Below are 24,851 nucleotides of genomic sequence, written 5' to 3'. Positions count from 1 at the left end.
AAACTGCTTAAAACAAGCGTTGTTCAATTTTTATAGTATCGCCCGCTGCAATTTGGCTATTTAAACTACCTTTTTGTTGCTGCTGTTTAGTTTGTTCTTTAAAAATATAAATTTTATCGGTAGATGCTCGCTCGGTTAATCCGCCAGCAAGGGCTATTGCTTGGTTAACTGTCATCGCGGGTTGGTAAGGGTAAGCGCCTGGGTTTTCAACCTCGCCATGTATGTAAAAAGGCCGGTACTCTACAACTTGAACATACACATTCGGGTTTACTAGGTAATCTGGCTTTAACCCTTCGGTTATAACTTGCTCAACCTCTGAGGTGTTTAAACCTGCAAGTTTAACCTTACCTAAAAATGGATAATTAACCTCACCGCTATTACCTAATAATGCAGTAACTTCTAAATCTGGCTGGCCAAATACTTTAATTTCAACCTTATCACCTGCACCTAATACATAATTTTGCGCAGGTTGAGCAAAACAAATGCTGCTAAATACAAGCAGCATTAAACTAATAAAATACTTCATTAATTAGCCTTTAACGCAAATGTAAAGTTAATACCTACAATTACACGGTCAAACTCGATAGTATTTACCGTAGAGTTTTTATCCATAAAATCTACATAGGTAGAAACCATGCCAAAGTTGCTAGCTACATAATTTAAACCTAAGCGTAAGTTTTTAGTTTTATCTTTACGGCCAACATCGCCTGTATATTGCTCGTCAATATAATTAACGCTTGCAAGCGAACTTAAATAATCACTCCAGTTGTGAGTCCAATTTACACCATAAACGCTTTCTTTAATGTAATCGCCTTGTACTAGTGGGTCTTTTGCTGCGCGACTGGTCATAAACTGCACGGTAGAGTAAGTAAGTGGCTGCCAGTTAATGGCTGCCTCCCAACTTAAGCCACTAAAGTTTTCACGCTCACTCGAGTCAAAATCTTTATTCTGATAACCTACTTTAAACGAGCCAGAAGTAACAGCAGTTGCCTCCCACTCCATACCTGCAAGTACTTTTATGTCATCACTGTCACGCGATATGCCACTACTTGCTAAAACATCGTAACGGTAGTTTTCTTGTTTAATCTCTACAAAGGTGCGTGTAGCTGCTTGGGTATTATAATAACCAGTAACACCTAATAACGATTTATCGTAGTCACGGTACTGCGATACTTCTCTAAAATTTTGGTACTTTTTACTAAAAAAACCGGCACTTAATGCTACTTGTGCTTTTGAGCTTTGTGCACCGTACTCATAACGCGCTAAAACATTTTGTTGTTGGTACTTTACAAGTTCGTTTACTGCATCGCCTAAGCCTTCGGTTAAACCACTGCCACGAGGCTCATACAACCAATCAGCATCGCCGTTAATATCTAAGCGGTGCTGGCTGGTAAACTCTTTATGTACGCCCGCACCTATATTTACTTGGGTAAAGTTGTCGGCAGTATCTTTATTATGTAACGAGCTGCTAGTGCCTAAGTCTAGGCTATAGCTATCTGGCCCATCTTCAATAACCGCTTTTACATTAGGTGTTATAGTCCAAATTAAGCGTGACTCTTCATCATTCGGGGTGCTAAAAAAGTTATTGTTACTACTAATACCAGTTTGTAACGTGGGGGTAATTTCGGCCCCATCTTTAGTCATAACGCTACCCGGTTTTAAATTAGCAGCCGCGGGCGCTGCTATTACAACACTTAGTAAAGCGCTAAGCGGTACAAGTTTTTTAGTATGCATTTGCATTTTTAAATCCCTTAAAAATTGTCATAAAAATAATTTTTACATCAAACCATAGTGACCAATGTTTAATATAGTGCAAGTCAAACTCTACACGTTTTTCCATTTTGTCTAATGTGTCGGTTTCGCCGCGCCAGCCATTAATTTGCGCCCAACCAGTAATACCGGGTTTAGCTTTATGGCGTAACATATAAAACTCTACTTTTTTACGGTATTCCTCATTATGGGCAACAGCGTGCGGCCTTGGCCCTACTATCGACATATCGCCTTTTAGCACATTTATAAACTGTGGTAGCTCATCAAGGCTAGTGCGGCGTAAAAAGCCTCCAAGCGGAGTAATACGCGCATCATTCTTTTTAGCTTGTGTTACCACATTACTATTTTCGGTAACCGTCATTGAGCGAAACTTCCATACCTTAATTTTTCGCCCATCAAGGCCATACCTGTCTTGTTTAAAAATAACAGGCCCTTTAGATGTAAATTTAACAGCAAATGCAATGGCAATTAAAATAGGCGAGATCAACAGTAAAATGATACTAGCAACTATTACATCCTCGGTACGCTTTATAAATTCTCGCGCTCCAATAAATGGCGATTCAAACACGCTTAATGTATCAAGTTCTCCCACATGCTCTATTCGGGCGTGTATAAGGTTAGATACTAAAAAGTCAGGAATTATATGTACATCAACTGTGGTATCACCTAATTGCAGCAGTATATCAGCTATGCGTTTATCTGCTTTCATAGGTAGGGCAATATATAAAACACTTATTTCAGCATTACGTGCAGCATCAACCGCATCTTGAATTTTACCTGCTACATCATGCTTTGTTGCATTTTCAAATAAACGTTCTGGTTGTCGGTCGTCATAAAAACCTAAAAACTTGAAACCTAGCTCGTCATTTTTAGTAATTTCATTATACAAATGCACGGCCGACTCTGTTGCACCAACAATGGCAACATTACGTAAGTTCATACCAAGCTTGCGCTTATTACGCTTAAACATATGCGCGCCTAATCGCCAGCCATACATAAAAGCAAAGCTCAATAAAAACCACAAACCTAAACCAATGCGCGAGAGATCTTCTGTGAACTTAAACGCAAACGACACACAAAATAAAACTGCAAAGGCTACAAATAAAGAGCCCCAAGCACATAAAACCATGGTCCTAAATTTACCAGCTCGCCAAGAGCGATAAGCCGAAAATATTTCAGCGCAATACAAAAAGCTTAACGCAACGGTTAATGCAGCAACCATGTAAGTAGGTGAGAGTTCAAAGCTATAAAAAACAGCAGAACATTGAAAGGCCAAAAACAATGCAAAAATATCGAATAATCGATAAAAATTAGCATCAGACGAGCCATTAGGTTTAAACGTCCTTGAAGATGTCATACTATGTATCCCTATAGATATCTTAATAAGTGAACTAAGCTCCACAAAACTGTGCGGGAAATGTTACAGCATCATACTTACGTATTCAATATTAAGTCTGGTTTAATATATAACAATATTATGCAAAATATTTTCAAGTGGCGAGGGTGTTGCATAAAACAAAACAAATATAAACTTTAAAAACATAGGTAAACATTAATAAACAATATTTTAACCTTACTTTTATTTAAACAGTCCCTTAAACCACGACCACACGACAAATGAGTAGTTACTAAATATATTAACTCCTAAAGCCGATTTAACTAAATAAGCAACCAATAGTAATATACTAAAAAAAATAAAACTAAATAGTGATACAGTAATTAATTGAGATACAGTGGCTACCTTTTTTTCTTTCTCAGTTCACGCTTATTTCTACCGGCTAAAAATACAAAGTAATTCCTTATTTAAGAATTCAACAACACCTCTAGAGCCTATGGAATGGCGTCCCACTGCCTAGCTTCTATAGCAATTTTTAGGTGAACTAATTGCTCTTCACTAAAGCTTTTTGTACTTCCTCATGCATTATGTTGAGTAAACTGCGTACAGCAGTTTACTGGTTATTTTAGCCACCGTATCAACTCCCGACTATTGGTATATATTATGTGATACGCGAAGAAATTGAGCCTAAAGTAATTTCACATAATTGCTTGGCTTTAGCTAAAGTAGTACTTTCTGTGTAGCAACGCAGTTCTGGTGCATTTCCGGATGGCCTTAAGTGAACAACATCTTTACTGGTAAAGGTAAGCCGTAAACCATCAGTTTCATCATATGAATCTAAATTTAAAAACGTTAAGCTTAGTTCCTCGATTAATTTATTTGGGTTTAATTTACCATTTTCAATAATTGAATTACTTACTGCTCTCTCTATATTCTTTAATCTATCACTAAACGTAACTCGTGAAGGCAAACCTTTATATAATTTAGAAAGCGGTATACTTTCAGCTAATTTAAGCACAGCTAGTACAGGCAATAGAGCATCCCGTGTGGGTAAAGCTAATAGTTCATTTCCATCAATAAAAATAGATGAAGCAAGTAAAAACCCACCATTCGCCTCAAAGCCAGCTACAGCATTAAATTCTCTAGTAAGTTCACCAAATGCTTCAATAACATATGGTGAACCAATTTTAGTTCGTGTTACCTTTTTGAAAGAATGCGTTGCCTCTATACTGGTTGTGCAACTTACAGGAACAGCTACAGCTTCTACACCTAGGCTTCTGGCTGCTAACATACATAAAATATCACCAGTAAAGTAAACACCATTTTCATCAGCTAAAAGAGGGCGGTCACCGTCACCGTCTGTAGAAAAAATAGCGTCTAAATTAAATTCAACAGCCCACTTTTTTGCTTGCTCTCTATCAGGTTCAGCTACGGCCTCTGTGTCTATTGGCACAAACTCATCGCTATAACCAAGGCACACTACCTCAGCGCCTAACTCACTAAATAACTGAGGGTATAACTCTCTACCAGCACTTGAGTGTTGGTAAATACCAATGCGCTTATTGCTCAATAAATTACTTGGAAAAACACTTAGGTATCGATTAATGTAACTATCAAAAGCAGCTTGATCTACCAAAGGTAATGGTTGTAAATCAATCTCACCCACTTCGGCTGAGCTAGCTAAAATTGCAGCCTCATCTTGTTTAGTTATTTCACCCTGCTTTGTATAAAATTTAAGCCCGTTCCTATCAAAAGGAATGTGACTACCGGTTACCATTATCGCAGGTATTTTTGCGCATTGAGCTGAAAAAGCTAATGCAGGTGTTGGCAATACCCCATAATACTCTACCTCAACGCCTACCGATTTAGCTGCACTTATACAAGCTCCCGCCATGGCTGCACTACTAGGGCGGTTATCTATAGCAATAGCTATGCGTTTAACGTCTTCTTGCGTATTGATGAAAGCCAATGTAAATGCAAAACAGACCTCATTAGTAAAGCTTATAACTAAGCCTCTAGCACCTGACGTGCCAAACTCAATGCCGCTTTGTTTAATAATTATAGAACTATCCATTATATCCTCTTAACCTAAATACTATTTCTTGTATGTTAAGAACGACCATAGCGGTCTTCAAAACGGACAATGTCGTCTTCACCTAAGTAAGAGCCCGACTGAACCTCTATTAGCTCTAGGTCTACTTTGCCTGGATTTTCGAGCGCATGAACTGCAGTAATAGGTATATAAACCGATTCGTTCTCGGTTAAATATTGCTCTTGTCCATCTAAATGTACTTTGGCAGTACCCGAAACCACAATCCAGTGTTCAGCACGGTGATGGTGCATTTGTACCGACAACTTAGCACCGGGTTTAACCGTAATGCGCTTAACCTGAAAACGCTCACCGCAATCAACCGAGTCATACTTACCCCAAGGGCGGTATACTTCACGATGAAACTTAACCTCTGGGCGTTGCTCATTTTTAAGTTGTTGTACAATGGCTTTTACTTTTTGCGATTCGTTTTTATGGGCAACTAAAACGGCGTCTTTAGTGTTTACAATAACTAAGTTTTCTACACCTACGGTGGCAACCAGTTTGTCTTCACCAAATACTAAAGTATTTTTAGTATCAACCGCTTTTACATCGCCTTTAAACGCATTGCCGTTTTCGTCTTGTTGCGATACTTCCCACAATGCTTCAAAACCGCCTACGTCGTTCCAACCGGCATCCATAGGCACTACAACGGCATCTTTTGTGTGTTCCATTACTGCGTAATCAATCGACTCGTCGGGGCATAGTTCAAATGCGGCTTTGTCTACTCGTACAAAGTCCATGTCGTCGTTTTGTACTTGCATGGCGTGTTCGCACGCGTTGTAAATATCGGGCCTAAAGGCTTTTAGCTCTTGCAAGTAACGGCTTGCTTTAAGTAAAAACATACCGCTGTTCCAGTAGTAGTCGCCACTTTCAATATAGGTATTCGCGGTCGCTAAATTGGGCTTTTCAACAAAACGGTCAACCACAAAACCTGCTTGGTATTGTTCGCCACGTTTAATGTAGCCATAACCTGTTTCGGGCTTATTACCCACAATACCAAAAGTAACTAACTTACCCTGCTCAGCAAGTGCGGCTGCTTGGGTAACACTTTGCTGAAATGCCGCTGTGTTTTCAATAACATGGTCGGCAGCAAGCACAAGTAATAGCGGGTCTTGCTTGTTTTCGATGGCTTTAAATGCAGCTAAGGCAATAGCCGGTGCAGTATTGCGCCCTACTGGCTCTAAAAAAATACCCGAATGCTCAACATTTAATTGCCTAACTTGCTCTGCGGCTATAAAGCGGTGTTCTTCGTTGCAAATAAGCATGGCGGGTGCGTGCTCAATACCACTTAAACGGCTAATGGTTTGTTGCAACATAGTGTGGTTAGAGCCATCAAGCGCTAAAAACTGTTTTGGGTAATTACCACGCGAAAGCGGCCATAAACGTGTACCAGAACCACCGGCCATAATAACAGGTAAAATCATAATTATTCCTTTGTATATTTTACAGTTTGCAATCACTGCTATTGTTGCTTAATGACTCAAAATACCATTTAGTATGTTTATGTACTGCGGTGTCGTTAAGTAAATCGTTAATTTCAAACCATTTGTAACCATTATGCTGAACATCAATTGGTAGGTTACTAAGAGGTTGTGTCAGTTTTATAACAAACGAAATAGCCACGTAATGGGTAGTAAACTCGTTACCAAATACATTGTCGTCGTAAAAATGGTCATACGGGCCTTGCAACGTTGCTTGTTCAATAGCAAACTCAGTACCTAACTCGTCAAGGGTTAAGCGTTTAAATGCATTAGCTAAGCTTTCGTTTTTTAAAATTCGCCCGCCGGGTACAAACCACAACCCTTTTGCGGGGCGGTTTAATCGCTGCCCTAAAAGAGCTTTCCCGTCGGGGTTAATTACCACTAAATCAATAGATACAAGCGGGCTACTTTTTATAACCGTGCTAAACGTTTGTTTATCTAAAAACATGTAACAACCTTATTTTCTAAAGTTGTTTTGGTTAGCTAAAAACCAATCGTAAGTACTAGTAAGGCCTTGTTTAAGGTCAATACTGTATTGCCAACCTAAGTCTTTTAAGCGCGCTACATTCATTAACTTACGTGGTGCGCCATCGGGCTTGGTTGCATCAAACTCAATAGTGCCCGTAAAGCCCACTACTTGTGCTACGGTTTCAACTAATTCACGTATAGTGCAATCTACGCCTGTACCCACGTTTATATGGCTTAGCATGTCTTGCGTGTTGGCTTGGTAGGTTTCGTTATTTAGGTTCATAACGTAAATAGAGGCTGCTGCCATGTCGTCTACGTGTAAAAACTCACGCATAGGCTTACCCGAGCCCCACGCAACCACTTTGCTGTCGCCATTAAGCTTAGCTTCGTGAAAACGGCGTAACAATGCAGGTATAACATGAGAGTTTTCTGGGTGAAAATTATCGTTTTCACCATATAAATTAGTTGGCATTACCGAGCGGTAATTACGGCCATATTGCCTATTGTACGACTCGCACATTTTTATACCGGCAATTTTAGCAATAGCATAAGGCTCGTTGGTTGGCTCTAACGTGCCTGTTAATAAAGCCTGTTCGGTCATGGGCTGAGTGGCAAATTTTGGGTAAATGCACGACGAACCTAAAAACAATAAGTCGTTAACGCCCGCTAAATGTGCGCTGTGTATTATATTATTTTGTATAGTTAGGTTTTGGTAAATAAATTCGGCTGGGTATGTATTGTTAGCAACAATACCGCCTACTTTAGCCGCCGCTAAATATACTTGGTCAATTTTATTGGTTTCAAAAAAATGTTTAACCGCTGTTTGATCAAGTAAATTTAATTCGCTACGGTCTTGAGTAATTACATTTATATTGGGGTTTAACGCTAACTGACGAACAATAGCCGAGCCCACCATGCCTTTATGGCCCGCTACAAAAATAGTTTTCATAATAAATCCATGTAAAGTGTGCTGCACAGTTAGGTGCAGCATTAATACTTAAATGTTACTCAACACACACACTAATGTTGTAACCATGCGTTTTTAAAATGGCGTGTTGTTTGGCTTTACCTAAATCATTTTGCACCATTTCGGCACACATTTCTTCTACTGTAATCTCTGGCTGCCAACCTAGTTTAGCCTTTGCTTTAGAAGGGTCGCCTAGAAGTGTTTCAACTTCCGCTGGGCGGAAATAACGCGGGTCAACTTTTACTATTACGTCGCCTACATTTAATGCTGCGGCGTTATCGCCCTCAATTGCGGCTACCGTTGCAATTTCATTTACGCCTTCGCCACTAAACTCGAGTGTTACACCTAGCTCTTTAGCCGACAAGCGTACAAAATCGCGTACCGAAATTTGTTTACCTGTAGCAATAACAAAGTCTTCAGCAACATCTTGTTGTAGCATCATCCATTGCATGCGTACGTAATCTTTAGCATGGCCCCAATCACGTAATGCGTCCATATTACCTAAATACAAACACTTTTCTAAACCTTGAGAAATATTAGCTAGAGCACGAGTAATTTTACGGGTTACGAATGTTTCACCACGACGTGGCGACTCGTGATTAAATAAAATGCCATTACACGCATACATACCATAAGACTCTCGATAATTCACTACAATCCAGTAAGCATACATTTTTGCAACTGCGTAAGGTGAACGCGGGTGAAACGGCGTTGTTTCTTTTTGCGGTATTTCTTGTACTTCCCCATATAGCTCAGAGGTAGACGCTTGGTAAAATTTGGTTCTCTTTTCAAGCCCTAAAAAGCGAATTGCCTCAAGCAAACGCAATGTGCCTATTGCATCTACATCTGCAGTGTACTCTGGTGCCTCAAAACTAACAGCTACATGACTTTGTGCGCCCAAGTTATACACTTCGTCTGGCTGGACTTCTTTTAAAATACGCGTAAGATTTGACGTATCCGTTAAATCGCCGTAATGCAGAAAAAACTGTGGGTCACTTTCGTGGCGATCTTGGTAAATATGATCCACTCGTTCTGTATTAAAGCTAGATGCACGACGTTTAATACCATGTACTTCGTAACCCTTTTCAAGTAACAACTCAGCTAAGTAAGAGCCATCTTGGCCTGTAACACCGGTTATTAACGCAATTTTTTTTGACATGTTATTTCCTTTTAAATTTTCTAAGCTGTTAAATATTATAAATTGTTGTTTGTTAGTTTGTTTAGATCTGTAACAAACTGAGCAAGTATTTTGTTTTTTGCTAAATAAGTTTCTGCAAATTGGCGAGCAACTAAATTATGCGTAGTTAAATCTCGGTTTAAAATTAGCTCAAGCCCCTCAATAAAAGCAGCTGTGTTTTCGGGCTCTACACAGTCGTAAATACCGTTATGCTTATTAGCTATTTGGCCAAGCTCCGTATGCGGCTCTGCGGTAACTAATGCATGCCCACCGGCCGATAAAATGTTAGTTAATTTTGATGGAAGCACAGCATCGGCCGCGCCTTTTTTCTGTACCACTAAATGTACATCAGCCATTGCCAGCATTTGCGGCACTTTTTCCCATGGTTGTAATGGCATAAACACAATATTACTTAAGCTTAATTGGTTAGCATTTGCTTTTAATGTATCTACATATGCGCCAGCACCTACTAATACAAACTTAACATTAGGTTGCAATTGGCAATGCTTAGCAGCGTCAAGCACTACCTCAAGGCCTTGCTTATTACCAATATTACCTGCATACAACACTATTTTATCGGTAGGTTTAAAGCCCCACTCTTGTTTAAGTGCCGCACCACATGTTTGCGGGGTTACAAAGTCAGTATCGGACCAATTTGGAAAATGAATAATTTTACTTTCGTCTACGCCTTTTCGTTTAGCGTTCTCAATCATTGAGTACGATATGGTCGATACCGCATCAAAGCGCTTCATTAACCAACTTTCAACGCGTTTAACAAAGCGTGAAACTTTACCTTCGCCCATTAGACCTAAGCCAAATAATGCGTCTACCTCATAGTCTTGTATATGCATTACCGCTTTGGCGCCTGTAAGTTTTGCGTAAAACAGCGTAAATGGTGCGCAAAATAAGGTGGGTTGTACCAGCATAATTACATCAGGCTTTTTAAATAATTGGCTAATTAGGGCAAAAAATGATGAAACAGCAAACGTAGCTAAGTGAGCAACACGCTTTATGGTAGTTACATTTTTTGGTACATAAAGTGGGCAACGCACAACATTAACCCCATTAATGTCATCGCTCTGGTAGCTAAATTTTTTGAAACCTTCATGCACCTGCCATTCTGGATAATAAGGTGGTGCAACAATTGCTGTTACCATTAAACCGCGCTTTACTAGCTCAGGACACATTTCGCCATTATATTTGCCAATCCCAGTTAGCTCTGGCGAATAATTCAAGCTTTGTAAAATTAACTTCATTTATAATTCTCCAAGCAAAAACCGCTTATACTCTCAAGAATCACTAATTTTTCATCGTTAGTACTGACATTAATCCATTCTTTCTCGATTTCCATACACTTTAGGTCAACCAAAGTACGGTACCAAAATGCTTGCATAAAATGATATGCAAAACCTCTTGCCCCATCTAGAAAACCTAATTGTAAAAAATATCGAAAGTTAAAATATAGAAAAGGTCTCACAAAATAAGGAAGTTTCATATAAACAGACTGCTTAAAAAAACGTTTAAGCTTAATAGAAAGTCCAGTAGCTGCATTTATTTTACTATCCGAGTTTGGTAGTAGTCGCTTTAGCATGATATCTACTACCTCACGTGAAGCATACTTATTATGCTTATCAATAAACCAAGATACCGAATTTAGGTTATCATCAGCAAAGCCTCCATTTAAGACACAAGAGGTTCCTTCATCTAAGACGATATGCTCATCCATCCAGCGTTGCTCAATGTGTGCTGTACCTCGTCTAAATAAGCGCAGCATCGGTAATGGATACCGTCCTCCATATTTTACCCATTTACCTAAAAAAATGTGTTTACGATTGAAAATAGCGCCATTATTTCCATGTCCATCGTTTAAGATAAATGAATTAATATTTTCAACTAAAACTTTGTCAACTGTTTCATCGGCATCTAATCTCAATACCCAATCAGTTGAAACATTACAGTTATCCATCGCCCATTGAAATTGTTGTGCTTGGTTAATAAATGGATTTGTAAATACTTCTGCGCCATAACTTTTAGCTATTAGGCAAGTTTTATCGTTTGAAAAACTATCAACTATAATTACCCTAGCACCAAGACTTGAAAATGATTCAATACATCTTTTTATATGGAGTTCTTCATTAAATGTTAAGACAATAATCGTCAAATTTTTACAGTTCACCGTGTTTCACCATATATAGTTTTCTCATGAGTAATTATTTCTTTCTCATTGAATCTTTTAGATATCTCTTTTGCAGGGACACCTCCGACAATAGAGTATGCAGGTACATCCCTATTTACAAATGAATTTGTGGCTACAACAGCACCCTTGCCAATTTTTATACCTGCTTTTAATGTGACACGTGAACCAATCCAAACATCATCTTCAATAGTTGTTTTGATCATTTTGTTTGCTGGAGCAACTCTCAAAGGCTGTCCAACTTTTCTATAATCGTGATCATTACCAGCAAGTCTAAAATCAGAAGAAATTAGCACTCCTGATCCTATTACTATCTCTGAATTAATATTGGCTCTTGGCCCCAAATATGAATAATCACCAACTTTAATTTTTGCACCATCTAACCAAAGCGGAAATCCAAATCGACACTCTATTCCGGCATCAAAACTGTGGGCTCTAAATTTCCCTATTCGATAAATAGTCCAATGTAGTATTTTTTTTATTTTTGAATCACTGTGCAATTTATGAAAAAACTTCTTATCCACTTTAAAGTCTTCCTTTTATAAAACTAGCTAAAGCCATATATTTCTTTCCAAGAATTAAAGATGCAATGAAACGGAAAGATAGAAATATGGCAGGCCATTTAAACAGGACATTAGTTAATAAAGATGAAAAGTCTTTAAATTTTTTTACTGAGTTAGCTTGCATCCAAAATGTAAAGCATGCTGTAGTTAATATATTCGAAGTAAATTGCCTATAACCTCTCACATCTAACCTAGATGGCTTTTGTCGAATTAAAGTTAGCAAAACTGTTTTCAAACTAGTAAACCAATAATCATAATTTAACGTAGTCATAACAGAGCTAGGTCTTAACCGTCGGCAGTATAATGGTTCATTCAGACAATATACTTTTGAATTGCGCTTTCCCAATAATAAATCTGTAGTAAAGAGATTGTCTTCAAACATTATGCCTTCGTGGAAAGATGCAAAATCTAAGAGCTCTACTCTAAAAAAATACATGCAAGGCGAAACGTTATACTTATTTTCTTGAATACAATGATTGAAATACTCAACGCTATTTAAAATTTTTCCATAACAATTTTCAGGTCTAGAAAAGCTTGGGGGTCTAATCGTATCAACATAACCATCATCTAAAAACTCTTTAGCATCAAAAGTTATAATATCAGGTGATAGAGTTGTAATTATTTTATCAATACTAAGAAAAATATTTTCTTCTATATAATCATCGCCATCTAAGAACATTACGAATTCTGAATTTATAACATCTAACGCGGCATTTCGAGCTGAAGATTGGCCACCGTTATCTTTAGAAATTAAGGTGAAGAAATCGGAGTCTTCATACATTCTAATTTTACTCAGTGTAGAATCTGTGCTTCCATCATCAACTACAATTATTTGTACATTTGAAAATAACTTAACAGCATTGAGAACACTTCGAATCGCTTCATCAATGTAATTTTCAATATTATAAGCTGTTATTACTACGGCAAATTTATACATACTAAGCCTCTCAGTACTTATTGGAAAAATCAAAAAGTTATGCTTACAACTTCAGCTAGTAAGCCAAAATTATAAAACTTGCTAACTTACTTATTACTCAATGCACTCCTTAGGCTATTTAACGAAAAGTAAACTAAAAAGATGTTCATAGAGTTCACCAAAATACGAATAAGCCTAATATCTCTGTAAAAAAGCAAATAATACGCAAAATCAGAAATGAAATAAGCAACCAATGAGGACACAACAGCTCCTTTAACGCCATATTGAGGTATTAGTAAGTAATTTAAAATAATATTTAACATCGCGGCAAGAAGTGTCTTTCTGAGTTCATGCCTAGTCTCTCTTTCTAAAATTAAATAGCGAGAATAGACCGCTGCAGGAAAAGTAAATAAAAAGTTAATAGATAATAAGCGCAAGACTTCAACAGATGCATCAAATTCCTTACCAAAAAAAGTATGAACTACAAGCTCTGACAATAAATAGAACCCTGTAACCGTTGCGAGAGCCAAGAAGAACATAATATTTGTAATGCTTTTCATCATTATCCAAAACGTTTGCTTTTCCCGCATATAAAAATAAGTTAATTTTGAAAATAAGACAGTCATTAAAATTGTAGGGATAATTAGAAAAGGCTGAATAAGTGACATAGCAACACCATATGTTCCCACATCTAGATGTGAGCCAAAATACTTCAACATTATTACATCAGATTGCATAAAAATAGCACTTAGCAAAACGGCAAAAAGTAATGGAGATGCTTCTTTAAAAATAGGCTTTAGGTCAAAAAATCTCTTTTCATATATATAGTTAACTTTTTCATGGTTTATATAAATATATTGAAAATAAGTACTCAAAAGAACGTATACGGGCCAAAAGTACCATAAGAAGTTAGCGACTTGATAAGTATATAAAAACCAACATATCAGGATAGCAAATATCGAAGAAAGCACATCAGTAGCTAATATAATTATTCCCAACGCCTTCGTCTCAAGAGATTGCCTAAATATAATAACTCCTTTAGAGAAATGATAGAACATCAATGATAAGAAGATGCTCTCATAATGGGTCTCATCCAATATAAATAATATTAACCAAATAATTGATACATAAGCTAAAAATGAAATTAACTTATATTTAAATACCAAGTTTAAGTAATTTACATTTTCTGGGCTTCTATGAAGCGAAAGCTCTCTGTATATAAGCTGATCTATTCCCATATGGTAAATAAAAGATAAAAAGAACATTAACGATTGTATAAATACAAAGCTTGCAAATTTCTCTACGCCATAAAACCTTGCAACAAATGCTCCAAATATAAATATTGCTGCCATAGAGAGTATTTTGGCTAAAAATATAGCTAACGAAGATTTATAGCTAAACATGTAAATTATCCTTGTCTAACTTTTTATAAGCTGGAATTGTATACAGTAAAAAAACAAACCAAACAGGAGAAAAATAATACATAAAGCTGGTTTCAGTAAAATTGAATAAAATGGTCAAAAGCCAAATTGACAACGGTTGTAAATTTCCATACTTGAAGGTTATTAAACTATTGATTAACGTTTTGTAGATTAAAAGCATTAAAAAAAACACGCCTACTGCACCTAAAGATAGCAACATATCAATATAGCCATTATGAGCTTGCTCTATTTTCAAAAACCACATAGTTTCATTATCAACAGCACTTTCTGCGACAACGGATACTGACTCATCTACTTGCCAAAAAGAAGAAAAACCCTCACCCACATAAAAGGAATCTAAAGACGATAATGCCAAGCTCCAAATTGCGCCTCTGCCTGTCAATATTTCAGGCGGTAAATCATAAACAAAATAATCTAATATATTTTCAATATAAAATGGCACTAATATAAATACGATAAAAAGCAATAAAACAGAAAGGAACTTAACAACATATAACAGTGAATTAAACTTAAAGTAATACATCACATGTTTTAAAAGCAATGGCATTAAAATACATATAGACGCTGTAAAAAAAGCTGTTTTGGCACCAATAAAGAAACAAATAACAATTAATATCAGTGAAAAGAATTTTTCCTTAATAGTTGATTGACTACTAAAATAAGAAAAAACTGAAATAATAGCTAAAATCCCACCTAATTGGTTTTTATGATAGTGAAGCCCAGATATACCATTCCCCATCTGCCCAAGAGACGGTATGAATAATATTGTAAATAGATCAATAACTAGCAACACATAAAAAAATACCAGTAATACCTTTTCTCGCTTTTTATAACTAAGGCAATTTAAAATATGCGCTACAGAAAGTAACATCAAAAATTGATAATAAAATCTATATAGAGACAACACACTTATTTCTGACCAGGAAATTGATAAAAAAGCCCAAACATTTAATAATAATAAATAGTTTAAGTTGCTATTTTTCCGAAATGACTGCTTTAGACTTTTTGCATTTGCTAAGAGTAAAGCGCTAAAAAGTGAGAGTAATATATATAACAACATCCCATTTAAGGGTGTTCTTAATTGTAAATGTAAAAAAAAAGAAAAAAACAACAGACTAAACATAAACATCTGATTGTTATTTACTTTTTTAATCAATTGCTTATACATTGATTTACCAATTAGCCGTAAAAAACATAAAAACTACCTTTATTGCTCGCTCTGATTAATTACAAATATGAAGTAATAAAATTATCCTTGGACCATCTTTGGCTGTTTTACTTTTCTCCCTAAAAACAGTCTAGATAATAAATCATGGCTAGAGAGTAAGTAATCCAGCAACACGGGGCCAAATAGGCCTAATACTAAACCAACCAACACATTAATAATAACGCTCTGTACTCCAAAATGATTTAGTAATAAACGCGAAAAAACTAAAAAATACACGTGATACAAATAGATAGTAAATGAAAAACTTCCTATGTAGACAAGTGCTTTCACTTTAATTTTACTGAAGTAAAAAAACGAACAGCCAACAAATCCTATAAGTAAGCCAAATATACTTGTTCTATCAAAATCATTACCTTCTTTAATACTTAAATACTTGAACACTAATGAACCAATAAATATACAAGCTAACACTCCAATTAAAGTGAAATTAAGCTTTTCACTATGTGTTTCTCGTAAACCTATTAATGTACCTAATGCGAAATATGGAAGTAGAAAGAAAAAACCTGACAAAGAGAAAAACAAAATATTAGTAGGCATCAACAAAGACAAAGCGATGCCAAGGCAAAGTAATAATATATAGGCTGTTTTTACGGAAACCTTTACGAAAGACATCATGCCGTAAAGTACAAAAATTAAAAACATCGATTGTAAAAACCAAAAATGGAATTTAGATTCCCACAAAACTGAAATATAATAGAAATAACTAGTCACTTCTACAGTTTGATTCGCCCCTGGGGCGTTAGCCTGAATGATTAGGTATATGGGCCCTAATGTTATTAAGGGCACCAAAAGACGAAAAAACTTCCCCTTCAGGAGCATGTTAAATTGACTTGGTACTATGCCCCTAAAAGAGAATATGATGCCACTTAAAAAAGCAAATAAAGGCATCCTGACATTTTCAAGCATTGTATTAAATAAAAAGTAGCTATTACCTTCCGGAAGCTTTAAACCCGAAACCATTGGTGTACCCACTAAGTGATTAAGCACTAGAAAAAGGCACGCAAGTCCTCTTAAGGTCTCTAAACTTTGAATTTTTTGTCCCTTCACTTATATTCCCATACGGTTGTTTTTAATTAACACATTTAGACAGTAATAATTAATCTACGCCATTAATTGCTTAACGCGCTTGGTAAATTCTTCACCCATTAGGCTTGATTGCATTGCATACTCTACATTTGCGAGCATATAACCTAGTTTAGAGCCACAGTCGTGAGATTTACCCTTAAGGTGATAAGCCTCGAGCGTTTCAAGGTGGCGTAGTTGTAGTAAGGCATCGGTAAGCTGTATTTCACCGCCCGTACCTGGTGGAGTGTATTCTAATAAGTCCCAAATAGTGGGCGATACAACATAGCGGCCTGTAATTGCTAAGTTACTTGGTGCTTCATCGTTATTTGGTTTTTCAACCATGTTTTTGATGGTCGCGTTTTCGCCAGCGTTAATTTGTTTACCCGCTAAATCGGCCACACCGTATTGATGTACTAATTCTTGTGGTACGGGTTCTACCATTACTTGGTTGTAGCCTGTTTGATCAAAACGGCTGATCATTTCACTTAAGTTATCGGTTTTTAAGTTTGATTTGTATTTATCGATAATTACATCGGGAAGCATTACGGCAAACGGGTTATTACCAACTATTGGCCGCGCTGCTAATACTGCGTGCCCTAAACCCAGTGGTGCTGATTGGCGAACAGAAATTACGGTAACGTCTTTTGGTACTATAGAGCGCACTTCTTCTAACAGGCTGCGCTTAACGCGTGCCTCTAGGGTGGCTTCTAGCTCAAAGCTGGTATCAAAATGGTTTTCTATTGAATTTTTAGAGGCGTGAGTAACGAGTACTATTTCTTTAATACCCGCGGCTACGGCTTCGTTAACTACGTATTGAATAAGTGGTTTATCTACCAAAGGCAGCATTTCTTTAGGAATGGCTTTTGTGGCTGGTAACATGCGCGTACCTAAGCCAGCAACAGGTAATACTGCTTTTAAAACTTTCACTTTAATTCCTTTCATTATTTTTTGTAAACAACGAAAAAGGCTAGTTTAAAAGCTAAATTCCTTTTTACGTGTATCACATGCCGTGTGAGGTTATTATTATACACACCACAACAATGTACTCAATAAAAAAAGCGTCCTTTAATATTGTTTTTTTGTTAAATTTATGTTGCACCAAATTTGCCTGCAGCGCACTGTTTTAGTGCTTCTCATGCTTTTATATGATCTACCTTTTTAATGCTAACAATACTATACTAGGCTTGTTTTATTATTAGGGAATACTAACTTAAAGGAACGTGTGTGCGTTTAGGGCTTTGCATAGTATTAGTGGTTTCGTTTTTTGTATGCGCGCAAGATATGCTTATGTATTTACGTAATAGCGATATAATTGCTCGTGCGCAAAAACAATATGGTAGCGAAGGCCATGCACGCATAAAAAACTGGTTAAGTTTTATAGATGAGTCTGCTGATAAAAGTGAATGGCAAAAAATTCATTTAGTTAATGATTTTTTTAATAAGCATATTAAATATAAAACCGACGAAGACCTATGGAATCAAAAAGACTACTGGGCGACCCCGCTCGAAAGTTTAGGTATTGGCATGGGTGACTGCGAAGACTACGTAATTGCTAAGTATTTTACTTTAATGGCTTTGGGCGTTCCTGAGGATAAAATACGGTTAATGTATGTTAGGCAAAAAACGGTTAATCAGCCGCATATGGTGCTTATATACATTGAAAACCCAAATCAAATTCCTTATGTTTTAGGTAATTTTAATACTAAACTTCTGCCTGCTAATAAACGCCGCGATTTAACCCCTATTTATAGTTTTAATGGCCAAGGTTTGTGGTTAGCTAAATCGAAAGGCTTAGGTAATAAAGTAAAAAATAGCCGCGGTGTATCTGCTTGGAACACTATGCTAGAGCGAATTGAACAAGGTGAGCTTGCTCCCATTTAGAATAACGTTAAAGGAACTATTAGTTATGTCGTCTTTTTTTAAAAATGGCTTGAGCTTAAAAACCCAAGTTTATGGACTGATTATTGTTATTTCGGTTATCTCGTTTTTTGTACGAATAATTACCGATGTAGATACCACTCGCCAATACTTACAAACGCAAATGGCTAGCCATGCCCAAGACACCGGCACGAGTTTAGGGCTTTCTATTTCGCCCTACCTTGAAGACGATAGCATTATGATTGCGCAAACAATGGCTACGGCTATTTTTGACTCTGGTTATTATAAGCAAATAAAATTTACTAATGCTCAAAACGAGGTTGTTTTTGACCTTATAAACCCTAAACGTGTTGAGTCGGTGCCTAATTGGTTTATAAGTGCAGTTAAGCTAAATGCACCAACTATGCAATCTGAGTTAAATAATGGTTGGATAATGGCCGGTAGGCTTGAAGTAACAAGCCATGTTGGGCAATCGTATTTAACGCTTTGGGAGCACACTAAACGTAGCTTTTATGGATCGTTTTTATTATTAGCAGCGTCGCTGGCAGTGGCGTTTTTAATACTGCGAGCAGTGTTTAAACCATTAAAAGCGGTAGAAAACCAAGCACATTTAGTGACCCGTAAGCGCTTTACATTAAACAACGAAATACCGGTTGCTCGGGAGCTACGCACCGTTACTAAAGCGATTAACAATATGGTTATGAACCTGCAAAGTACGTTTGATTCGCTCACTAAGCAAACACAAGCCCTTACTGAAGAAGTTTACATAGACCCTTTAACTGGTTTGGGTAACCGTAAGTCGTTTGATAACCATTTTAATTCGGTCGTCGACTCTATTAGCGATGAAACACCTATTACGGCCATGATGATTACCCTGCCCTCACTTGCAAACATAAATAAAACGGTGAGCTATCAAGATGGCGATGAACACGTAAACGAAGTAGCTAATATTCTTAAAACTATTTTTGGTGAGCTAACAAACGCAAAAGTATTTAGATTAAATGGCAGTACTTTTATTGCCCTTGCTCCTTACGATAGTGAGTTTTTAAATAGAACGCGCCTAGAAATTACCGATGCTTTTAGCCAACACAAAAACAGCTTACACGTAAATGGTTTTGCTAACTTTGCGTTAGTAAGTGTAGAAAAAGGTATGCCTGTTGGTAACGTACTATCGGCTTTAGATACTGGCTGTACAATTGGCGATACAAATAACAAGGTAGATAAAAACACTTTATTTAGTGTTAACCAGTGGCGATCGCTTATTCAATCTATTTTAGCATCGGGTGAGGTGAGTTTTTCGGTGCAACCTGTAAAGCGTGCTAATTCACAAAATAAACAATGTTATTTTGAGGTATTTGCTCACTTTATTTTTGAAGGCGAAAAAGTTAATAACGGGCATTTATTTGCTATGGCCGAAAAACTTAACTTAACCGAAGAGCTAGATAAAAAAATAATACGTAATTTTGTGAATGTTAAAGAGCAACACCCAAACGATGTGTTTGCACTTAATTTAAGTAAAGCGTCTTTATATTCGACTGATTTTATTGAATGGTTAACGCTTTATTCGCATACCAAGCCTGTTATTAAAACTAACTTATTATTTGAGTTACACGAAATTAGTTTGCTTTACAATGTACATATTGCCTCACAACACATAGATATAATTAAAGATATTGGTATAAATGTGTGTATTGAACATTTTGGTACCAGCCTTACCTCGTTTAGATATTTACAAGGGCTAGATATTGAGTACGTAAAAATAGACGGCAGCTATATTCAAGACCTGCTTGATAACACACAAAGCCAATTTTTTATTCAAACGGTTAATAATATTTGCCATGGCTTTGGCATTAAAGTTTTGGCTTGTTTAATAGAAAAACCTGAGACATTAAAAGTACTTGAAAACTTAGGGTGTGATGGCGTACAAGGTAATTTAATTATGCCGCCTTCTAAAGTTATTAAAGCTAATAATAGTGGCGCAAATAAAGAGTTTACTTTTTGTGCCGATACGCTAAAATTTTGTAATTAGATATTCAACCAAGGGATCAGAGATGAAATCACTTATTTTAGCTAGTTTAGTTGCTAGCGCATCAGCACTTACAGTTTTACCTGCTTATGCACAAACGGACACAGATGCGGTAGTTCAAACTGAAGGCATGGCAAATTTAGTTAACGTTTTAAATGATGCCACTCCAGAAACTGCGCCAGAACAATTAAAAGCTGACTTAGTTTCTGCCATCAACGGTGTATGTACCGACTGTACGCCTACACAAGTTGACTCTATGATGACTGTAGTTGTAGATGCAATAGGTGCAGACAGCCCGCTCATTGCTGATTTTTTAGCTGCACTTGTTGCAGCAGGTGTTGATAGCGATGCAGTTACGCTTGCAGCAATTACTGCTGGGGTTGATGCAACTGTAGCATCAGAAGCAACCGCTGCCGGCCCTACTGAGCCTACAGCCCCTGCTGGCCCAGTAATTGTAACTCTGCCTACTACAACTGTACCACAAGGTGCTGGCGGTACCGGTGGTGATGCTGGTATTTCTGAAGTTGGCAACTAAACAATCATTAATTTTAAATACAAACGCAGCCTAATGGCTGCGTTTTTACTTTAAACACTTTGTTTAAATACGTTGTTTAATTTTTAGCTCGATTTTGAGAAAGCTGTGAACCGTTTTATATTCTTTTTGCTATGTGCAATTGTTTTTTTGCTGCCCCTTCCTTTAGGTAGCTACCGACCCTGGGCCATTATGGCTATGGGCATTTTAATTTGTATCGCCTTTTTAATGCATTTAATTAATAGTGTTATTAATAACCAAAAACTTTACCCCGAGCGTTATTCACTCCCTGTTTTTTTAGCTTTGTTGCTAGTGTGTGCTGTGTGTGTTTTACAATTTTACACCGTAAGTTTAGACCCCTTTCAAACAAAGCAAATGCTGTTAAAAACAAGCTTTATGCTACTTTTTTGCTGGCTTATTTTTATTTATTGCAACAATAGTGAACGTATAAAAAAGCTTATTTATACCATTATTGCAGCAGGGGTTTTTCAAGCTTTGTATGCAACTTATCTAAACCTCTCGCCTGATATGCTCAGCCCTATTTTTGGGTATAAGCATACACAACGTGCTATAGGCACATTTACTTACTCTAATTTTTTAGCTAACTATTTAGCACTATGCTTATGTTTAGGTATAGGTGTATTAGTCAGTGAGCTAAAGCGTGGTAGTCATGCAAGTGCTCTTACATTTAAACAAACTTTACGCGCTTGGACAGAAATACTATTAAGCTCAAAAATAATTTTGCGTATATCGTTAATTATTATAATTATTGCGCTAATTTTAACGCGCAGCCGCATGGGTAACTCTGCCTTTTTTATAGCACTGATGGCTGTTAGTTTATTAGCTTTGTTTGTTTACAATAAAAAACCTAAAGCGTTTAAGTTACTTATTATTAGTTTTTTTATAATTGATTTGATCATTATTGGTGCAATATTTGATGTTGAAAAAGTAAAGCAACGCATTAGCGAAACCAGTATTCAATCAGAAACACGTGATGAAGTGGTTCGTGATTCAATCCCGTTAATACTCGACAAGCCTTTATTAGGTTCTGGTGGTGGTACGTTTTATACAGCCTTCCCTGCGTATCAGTCTGAGCCGTATTCTGGCTATTACGATAATGCTCATAACGATTACATTCAATTTGCTGTAGAGCTAGGCATTCCTGTAACGTCAGCTTTAGGGGCACTTATATTGTATTGCTTATGGTTGTGTGTACAAACCATGCGTAAACGTAAAACAGCGTTGTTTCAGGGTGTTGCTTTTGGGTGTGCTATCGCTATTGTAGATATGCTACTTCATTCGTCGGTAGATTATTCGCTCCAAGCGGGTGCCAACTCAATGCTGTTTATGGCTATTTTATGTTTGGCTATTTTAAGTAATAAAATAGTTGTTAAGCGAGGGCGTGATTTTAAATAGCTATTTTTAAAAATATTTGCACAAAGAGGTTTAGAGACGCTGCGCTTTAGAGTCGTGATAAATAAAATGCCAGGATTGGTTATGTCTTCTCATTTATTCCTCATTTTCTTCTCTTTGTGCAATTGATCTTTTACAAGAAGCTGCGCTTCTAACGTGAGCAAGCTCAACGTCTACGAATAAATACATAATTTCATCCCGTAGATGACTAATTTGCTGGCTTTGATAGCTAAACTTTAATCTTTAAAAACAAATACTCACAAAGAGTTTAAGAGACGCTCCGCTTTAGAGAAGTAATTAAAACACTAAATTTATAAAACGCTGTATTAACTTTGTCTTCTCATTTACTCCTCATTCGCTTCTCTTTGTGCAATTGATCTTTTACAAGAAGCTGCGCTTCTAACGTGAGCAAGCTCTACGTCTACAAAACCAATAATGTGCTTTATTTATGCTCTAAATCAAACTCAGTTAAATGGCCGTCGCCGTGGATTAGTTGATAGCGGGCTAAGTCGCCCTGTTCTAATGTAATTAAACTAATGGCGGAGTCGCTTACTAGGTATTTTTGGCCTTCACCTTTGGTTTGGTGTTTATCTACTTCCATGTGCCAGCGTTTGGTGAAAAAGTTAAGTGGGCTTTTGGGGCCGTATAATATTGAGTCGAGCTTATCGAGTACATTAATGAGCTTACGCGGAAATTCGTTTTTAATTCCGCTGGCGGTGAGTTGCCATATTCTATTAGGGTGATCGCCAAAACGCTTTTGCACCGAAAAACAAAATGAATAATGTACATCGCCCGATAAAATAAGCGTTTCGTTTGGGGTATCTGTACGCCTAAAGGTATCGAGTAGCTTTTTAGCTGAGCCTTCGTGTGCCATCCAGTTTTCTACATCAACCATAAGTGGCTGGCCACACATATTAAACGCCGCTTGTATTGCCTCTATTGATTTAACGCCAAATACGGGGGCTGGCGATACAATAATTACTTTGCTGTGACTCAGCAGGCTTTCTTCAAGCTCTGTTAAGCGTTCCCAGTCAAGTAAGCCTGAAGGTTCATTAAAGTTACTTTCGTTACGCCAGCGGTGCGTGCGGGTATCAAGCACGACCACTTTAGGCGTGGTGGTAAGCTCATAATGCCAATAGTTAAATTCGTTTAAGGGTTTATCAAAGCCTTTAAACTGCCAACTATTATTAGCGCTGCGGCTTTGTTTAAAGTCGTTTATTAGTGCACCTGTTTTATGTAGCGCGTCGTTACCGAGCCCTTGGAATAGCCAATAACTTATCAGCCCGTTATTAATAATGCGTTTACTGCTTGGGTTTTGATTTATTGCTTGCTCCCACCCTGCTGTTAGGTTCCAATCATCTGTAACATCATGATCGTCAAACATCATCAAGGTAGATACATTAGCAAATAAACGTTCTACGCTATTTAAGCCTTTAGCGTAGTCTATTAACGCTTTTTTTTCGGCGTTAAAAATGGCGTTGTTTTTTTCATTACCTTGCGTGTAATGCATATTTTGTATATCAACGCATTGCCACGCGGCGGCACTAAAGTTGAGTAGGTAAAGCGCTATAAATTCTTCAAAGTGAATTAAATGATTATGCGCTTTTACGCTAGAAAAATGAGGCTCGTCTTTTTTTAGCCAATACCCTACACCTAATTTAGAACGTTTTTTCCATGGCGTTTTAGGTAAGTAATGATGGCGGTTAAAAAGCTGGTCATTTATATCTGTTGGTAAATTGAGTGCAAGCGGCTGCTCTTTATAAAGTCCTAATACATCTATTAACTGATGAATAGCTAGTAACATGGGGCCGGCTACATCATCGGCGTAAACTTGATCCCCGCTAAGGAGTAAAAGTTGTGCGCCCTGCAACTTATTGCTGCGTTGTGTATTTTGCCACTCGCTGGCCGATACTAAGCTGTCTTTTGCAGGGTGATGTGCGTTGCGGCACGAGCCATGTAAAATATGCGTTAGCTTATTTGCAATTACAAACGAAGGCGCTGTTTGCCCTTTAAAACACCAAGGCGATAAATCAATTTGCTGCTCGTTTATGTGAAGTGTATACGCTAATAAGGTATCGAGCGGAAACTGGTTATCAACGGGTTTTATAATTATAAAATGCAGGTAAAGGTGTTTACCTAGTGCAATGCTTTGCTGCTCGCTGTAGCTTTGTTGGTTTTCAAGTGTAATTTGGCAATTGCCAGGCCGCGATGTAGCAAATTGAATACATATACTACGTTGCTCAGCTCGGCGCACCATAGGCCCCATTAATAAAAGCGGGAGTTGCGCCGATTGAGTGGTCATG

The 24,851-nt window shown here is 37.2% G+C and carries 21 protein-coding genes; 4 read left to right on the top strand and 17 right to left on the bottom strand.

All coding sequences use genetic code 11. From position 1 onward, the window contains the following. Window positions 1-7 precede the first annotated feature (7 nt). The 16 genes from WDB87_RS08030 to galU form a co-directional block, all read right to left on the bottom strand. Window positions 8-526, bottom strand: a complete 519-nt coding sequence (locus WDB87_RS08030) for a polysaccharide biosynthesis/export family protein (protein WP_337849559.1) — start codon at window positions 524-526, stop codon at window positions 8-10. Further along, a complete protein-coding gene (locus tag WDB87_RS08025) occupies window positions 526-1,740 on the bottom strand; it encodes an outer membrane beta-barrel protein (RefSeq protein ID WP_337849558.1) in 1,215 nt (404 codons plus the stop codon). The genes WDB87_RS08030 and WDB87_RS08025 overlap by 1 nt, the downstream gene beginning before the upstream one ends. After that, entirely contained in the window at window positions 1,724-3,127 is a 1,404-nt protein-coding gene (locus WDB87_RS08020; protein WP_337849557.1) for an undecaprenyl-phosphate glucose phosphotransferase, read from the bottom strand. The genes WDB87_RS08025 and WDB87_RS08020 overlap by 17 nt, the downstream gene beginning before the upstream one ends. A gap of 640 nt (window positions 3,128-3,767) precedes the next feature. Beyond that, window positions 3,768-5,180: a phosphomannomutase gene (locus tag WDB87_RS08015; protein WP_337849556.1), complete on the bottom strand. Its 1,413-nt coding sequence runs from the start codon at window positions 5,178-5,180 to the stop codon at window positions 3,768-3,770. 35 nt (window positions 5,181-5,215) lie between these two features. Further along, a complete protein-coding gene (locus WDB87_RS08010) occupies window positions 5,216-6,622 on the bottom strand; it encodes a mannose-1-phosphate guanylyltransferase/mannose-6-phosphate isomerase (RefSeq protein WP_337849555.1) in 1,407 nt (468 codons plus the stop codon). Between the two features lie 19 nt (window positions 6,623-6,641). Continuing rightward, window positions 6,642-7,127, bottom strand: coding sequence for a GDP-mannose mannosyl hydrolase (locus WDB87_RS08005; RefSeq protein WP_337849554.1), 486 nt, complete (start codon window positions 7,125-7,127; stop codon window positions 6,642-6,644). Between the two features lie 9 nt (window positions 7,128-7,136). After that, window positions 7,137-8,096: a GDP-L-fucose synthase gene (fcl, locus tag WDB87_RS08000; RefSeq protein WP_337849553.1), complete on the bottom strand. Its 960-nt coding sequence runs from the start codon at window positions 8,094-8,096 to the stop codon at window positions 7,137-7,139. Between the two features lie 55 nt (window positions 8,097-8,151). Further along, window positions 8,152-9,273, bottom strand: coding sequence for a GDP-mannose 4,6-dehydratase (gene gmd, locus WDB87_RS07995; RefSeq protein ID WP_337849552.1), 1,122 nt, complete (start codon window positions 9,271-9,273; stop codon window positions 8,152-8,154). 35 nt (window positions 9,274-9,308) lie between these two features. Next, a complete protein-coding gene (locus WDB87_RS07990; protein WP_337849551.1) occupies window positions 9,309-10,547 on the bottom strand; it encodes a WcaI family glycosyltransferase in 1,239 nt (412 codons plus the stop codon). Further along, the gene (locus WDB87_RS07985) at window positions 10,544-11,467 is read right to left on the bottom strand and encodes a glycosyltransferase family 2 protein (RefSeq protein ID WP_337849550.1); all 924 of its coding nucleotides are present in this window, start codon (window positions 11,465-11,467) and stop codon (window positions 10,544-10,546) included. Before WDB87_RS07985 ends, WDB87_RS07990 begins: the two co-directional genes overlap by 4 nt. Next, window positions 11,464-12,009 carry an acyltransferase gene (locus tag WDB87_RS07980; RefSeq protein WP_337849549.1) on the bottom strand — a complete coding sequence of 182 codons (546 nt, stop codon included), beginning with the start codon at window positions 12,007-12,009 and terminating at the stop codon, window positions 11,464-11,466. The genes WDB87_RS07985 and WDB87_RS07980 overlap by 4 nt, the downstream gene beginning before the upstream one ends. 1 nt (window position 12,010) lies before the next feature. After that, entirely contained in the window at window positions 12,011-12,985 is a 975-nt protein-coding gene (locus WDB87_RS07975; RefSeq protein WP_337849548.1) for a glycosyltransferase family 2 protein, read from the bottom strand. 86 nt (window positions 12,986-13,071) lie between these two features. Beyond that, a complete protein-coding gene (locus WDB87_RS07970) occupies window positions 13,072-14,367 on the bottom strand; it encodes an oligosaccharide flippase family protein (protein ID WP_337849547.1) in 1,296 nt (431 codons plus the stop codon). Then, window positions 14,360-15,574, bottom strand: a complete 1,215-nt coding sequence (locus tag WDB87_RS07965) for an O-antigen ligase family protein (protein WP_337849546.1) — start codon at window positions 15,572-15,574, stop codon at window positions 14,360-14,362. Before WDB87_RS07965 ends, WDB87_RS07970 begins: the two co-directional genes overlap by 8 nt. Before the next feature lie 81 nt (window positions 15,575-15,655). After that, a complete protein-coding gene (locus WDB87_RS07960) occupies window positions 15,656-16,681 on the bottom strand; it encodes an acyltransferase (RefSeq protein ID WP_337849545.1) in 1,026 nt (341 codons plus the stop codon). Window positions 16,682-16,735: 54 nt separating this feature from the next. Continuing rightward, window positions 16,736-17,626 (bottom strand): UTP--glucose-1-phosphate uridylyltransferase GalU, encoded by an 891-nt coding sequence (galU, locus tag WDB87_RS07955; protein ID WP_337849544.1) that lies wholly within the window; start codon window positions 17,624-17,626, stop codon window positions 16,736-16,738. 297 nt (window positions 17,627-17,923) lie between these two features. On the opposite strand from galU, the gene WDB87_RS07950 reads away from it, so the two are divergent. From WDB87_RS07950 to WDB87_RS07935, 4 genes are all read left to right on the top strand, one after another. Then, on the top strand, window positions 17,924-18,580 hold the full coding sequence (locus WDB87_RS07950; protein WP_337849543.1) for a transglutaminase-like cysteine peptidase: 657 nt from the start codon (window positions 17,924-17,926) through the stop codon (window positions 18,578-18,580). Between the two features lie 25 nt (window positions 18,581-18,605). Then, entirely contained in the window at window positions 18,606-20,606 is a 2,001-nt protein-coding gene (locus WDB87_RS07945; RefSeq protein WP_337849542.1) for a bifunctional diguanylate cyclase/phosphodiesterase, read from the top strand. Window positions 20,607-20,628: 22 nt separating this feature from the next. After that, a complete protein-coding gene (locus WDB87_RS07940; protein ID WP_337849541.1) occupies window positions 20,629-21,138 on the top strand; it encodes a hypothetical protein in 510 nt (169 codons plus the stop codon). A gap of 105 nt (window positions 21,139-21,243) precedes the next feature. Beyond that, complete coding sequence (locus WDB87_RS07935; protein WP_337849540.1) at window positions 21,244-22,551, top strand: O-antigen ligase family protein; 1,308 nt, start codon at window positions 21,244-21,246, stop codon at window positions 22,549-22,551. Window positions 22,552-22,990: 439 nt separating this feature from the next. On the opposite strand, the gene WDB87_RS07930 is transcribed toward WDB87_RS07935, so the two are convergent. Beyond that, entirely contained in the window at window positions 22,991-24,850 is a 1,860-nt protein-coding gene (locus WDB87_RS07930) for an alkaline phosphatase D family protein (protein ID WP_337849539.1), read from the bottom strand. Between the last annotated feature and the right edge of the window lies 1 nt (window position 24,851).

The organism is Pseudoalteromonas sp. C12FD-1 (genome assembly GCF_037414265.1).
Classification (GTDB): domain Bacteria; phylum Pseudomonadota; class Gammaproteobacteria; order Enterobacterales; family Alteromonadaceae; genus Pseudoalteromonas.
This window is presented reverse-complemented; position numbering and strand designations above follow the sequence as displayed.

Bases quoted from the DNA above. Each gene is read 5' to 3' on its own strand.
- WDB87_RS08030 (WP_337849559.1), bottom strand. From the start codon at position 526: ATGAAGTATTTTATTAGTTTAATGCTGCTTGTATTTAGCAGCATTTGT.
- WDB87_RS08025 (WP_337849558.1), bottom strand. From the start codon at position 1,740: ATGCAAATGCATACTAAAAAACTTGTACCGCTTAGCGCTTTACTAAGT.
- WDB87_RS08020 (WP_337849557.1), bottom strand. From the start codon at position 3,127: ATGACATCTTCAAGGACGTTTAAACCTAATGGCTCGTCTGATGCTAAT.
- WDB87_RS08015 (WP_337849556.1), bottom strand. From the start codon at position 5,180: ATGGATAGTTCTATAATTATTAAACAAAGCGGCATTGAGTTTGGCACG.
- WDB87_RS08010 (WP_337849555.1), bottom strand. From the start codon at position 6,622: ATGATTTTACCTGTTATTATGGCCGGTGGTTCTGGTACACGTTTATGG.
- WDB87_RS08005 (WP_337849554.1), bottom strand. From the start codon at position 7,127: ATGTTTTTAGATAAACAAACGTTTAGCACGGTTATAAAAAGTAGCCCG.
- fcl (WP_337849553.1), bottom strand. From the start codon at position 8,096: ATGAAAACTATTTTTGTAGCGGGCCATAAAGGCATGGTGGGCTCGGCT.
- gmd (WP_337849552.1), bottom strand. From the start codon at position 9,273: ATGTCAAAAAAAATTGCGTTAATAACCGGTGTTACAGGCCAAGATGGC.
- WDB87_RS07990 (WP_337849551.1), bottom strand. From the start codon at position 10,547: ATGAAGTTAATTTTACAAAGCTTGAATTATTCGCCAGAGCTAACTGGG.
- WDB87_RS07975 (WP_337849548.1), bottom strand. From the start codon at position 12,985: ATGTATAAATTTGCCGTAGTAATAACAGCTTATAATATTGAAAATTAC.
- WDB87_RS07970 (WP_337849547.1), bottom strand. From the start codon at position 14,367: ATGTTTAGCTATAAATCTTCGTTAGCTATATTTTTAGCCAAAATACTC.
- WDB87_RS07965 (WP_337849546.1), bottom strand. From the start codon at position 15,574: ATGTATAAGCAATTGATTAAAAAAGTAAATAACAATCAGATGTTTATG.
- WDB87_RS07945 (WP_337849542.1), top strand. From the start codon at position 18,606: ATGTCGTCTTTTTTTAAAAATGGCTTGAGCTTAAAAACCCAAGTTTAT.
- WDB87_RS07940 (WP_337849541.1), top strand. From the start codon at position 20,629: ATGAAATCACTTATTTTAGCTAGTTTAGTTGCTAGCGCATCAGCACTT.
- WDB87_RS07930 (WP_337849539.1), bottom strand. From the start codon at position 24,850: ATGACCACTCAATCGGCGCAACTCCCGCTTTTATTAATGGGGCCTATG.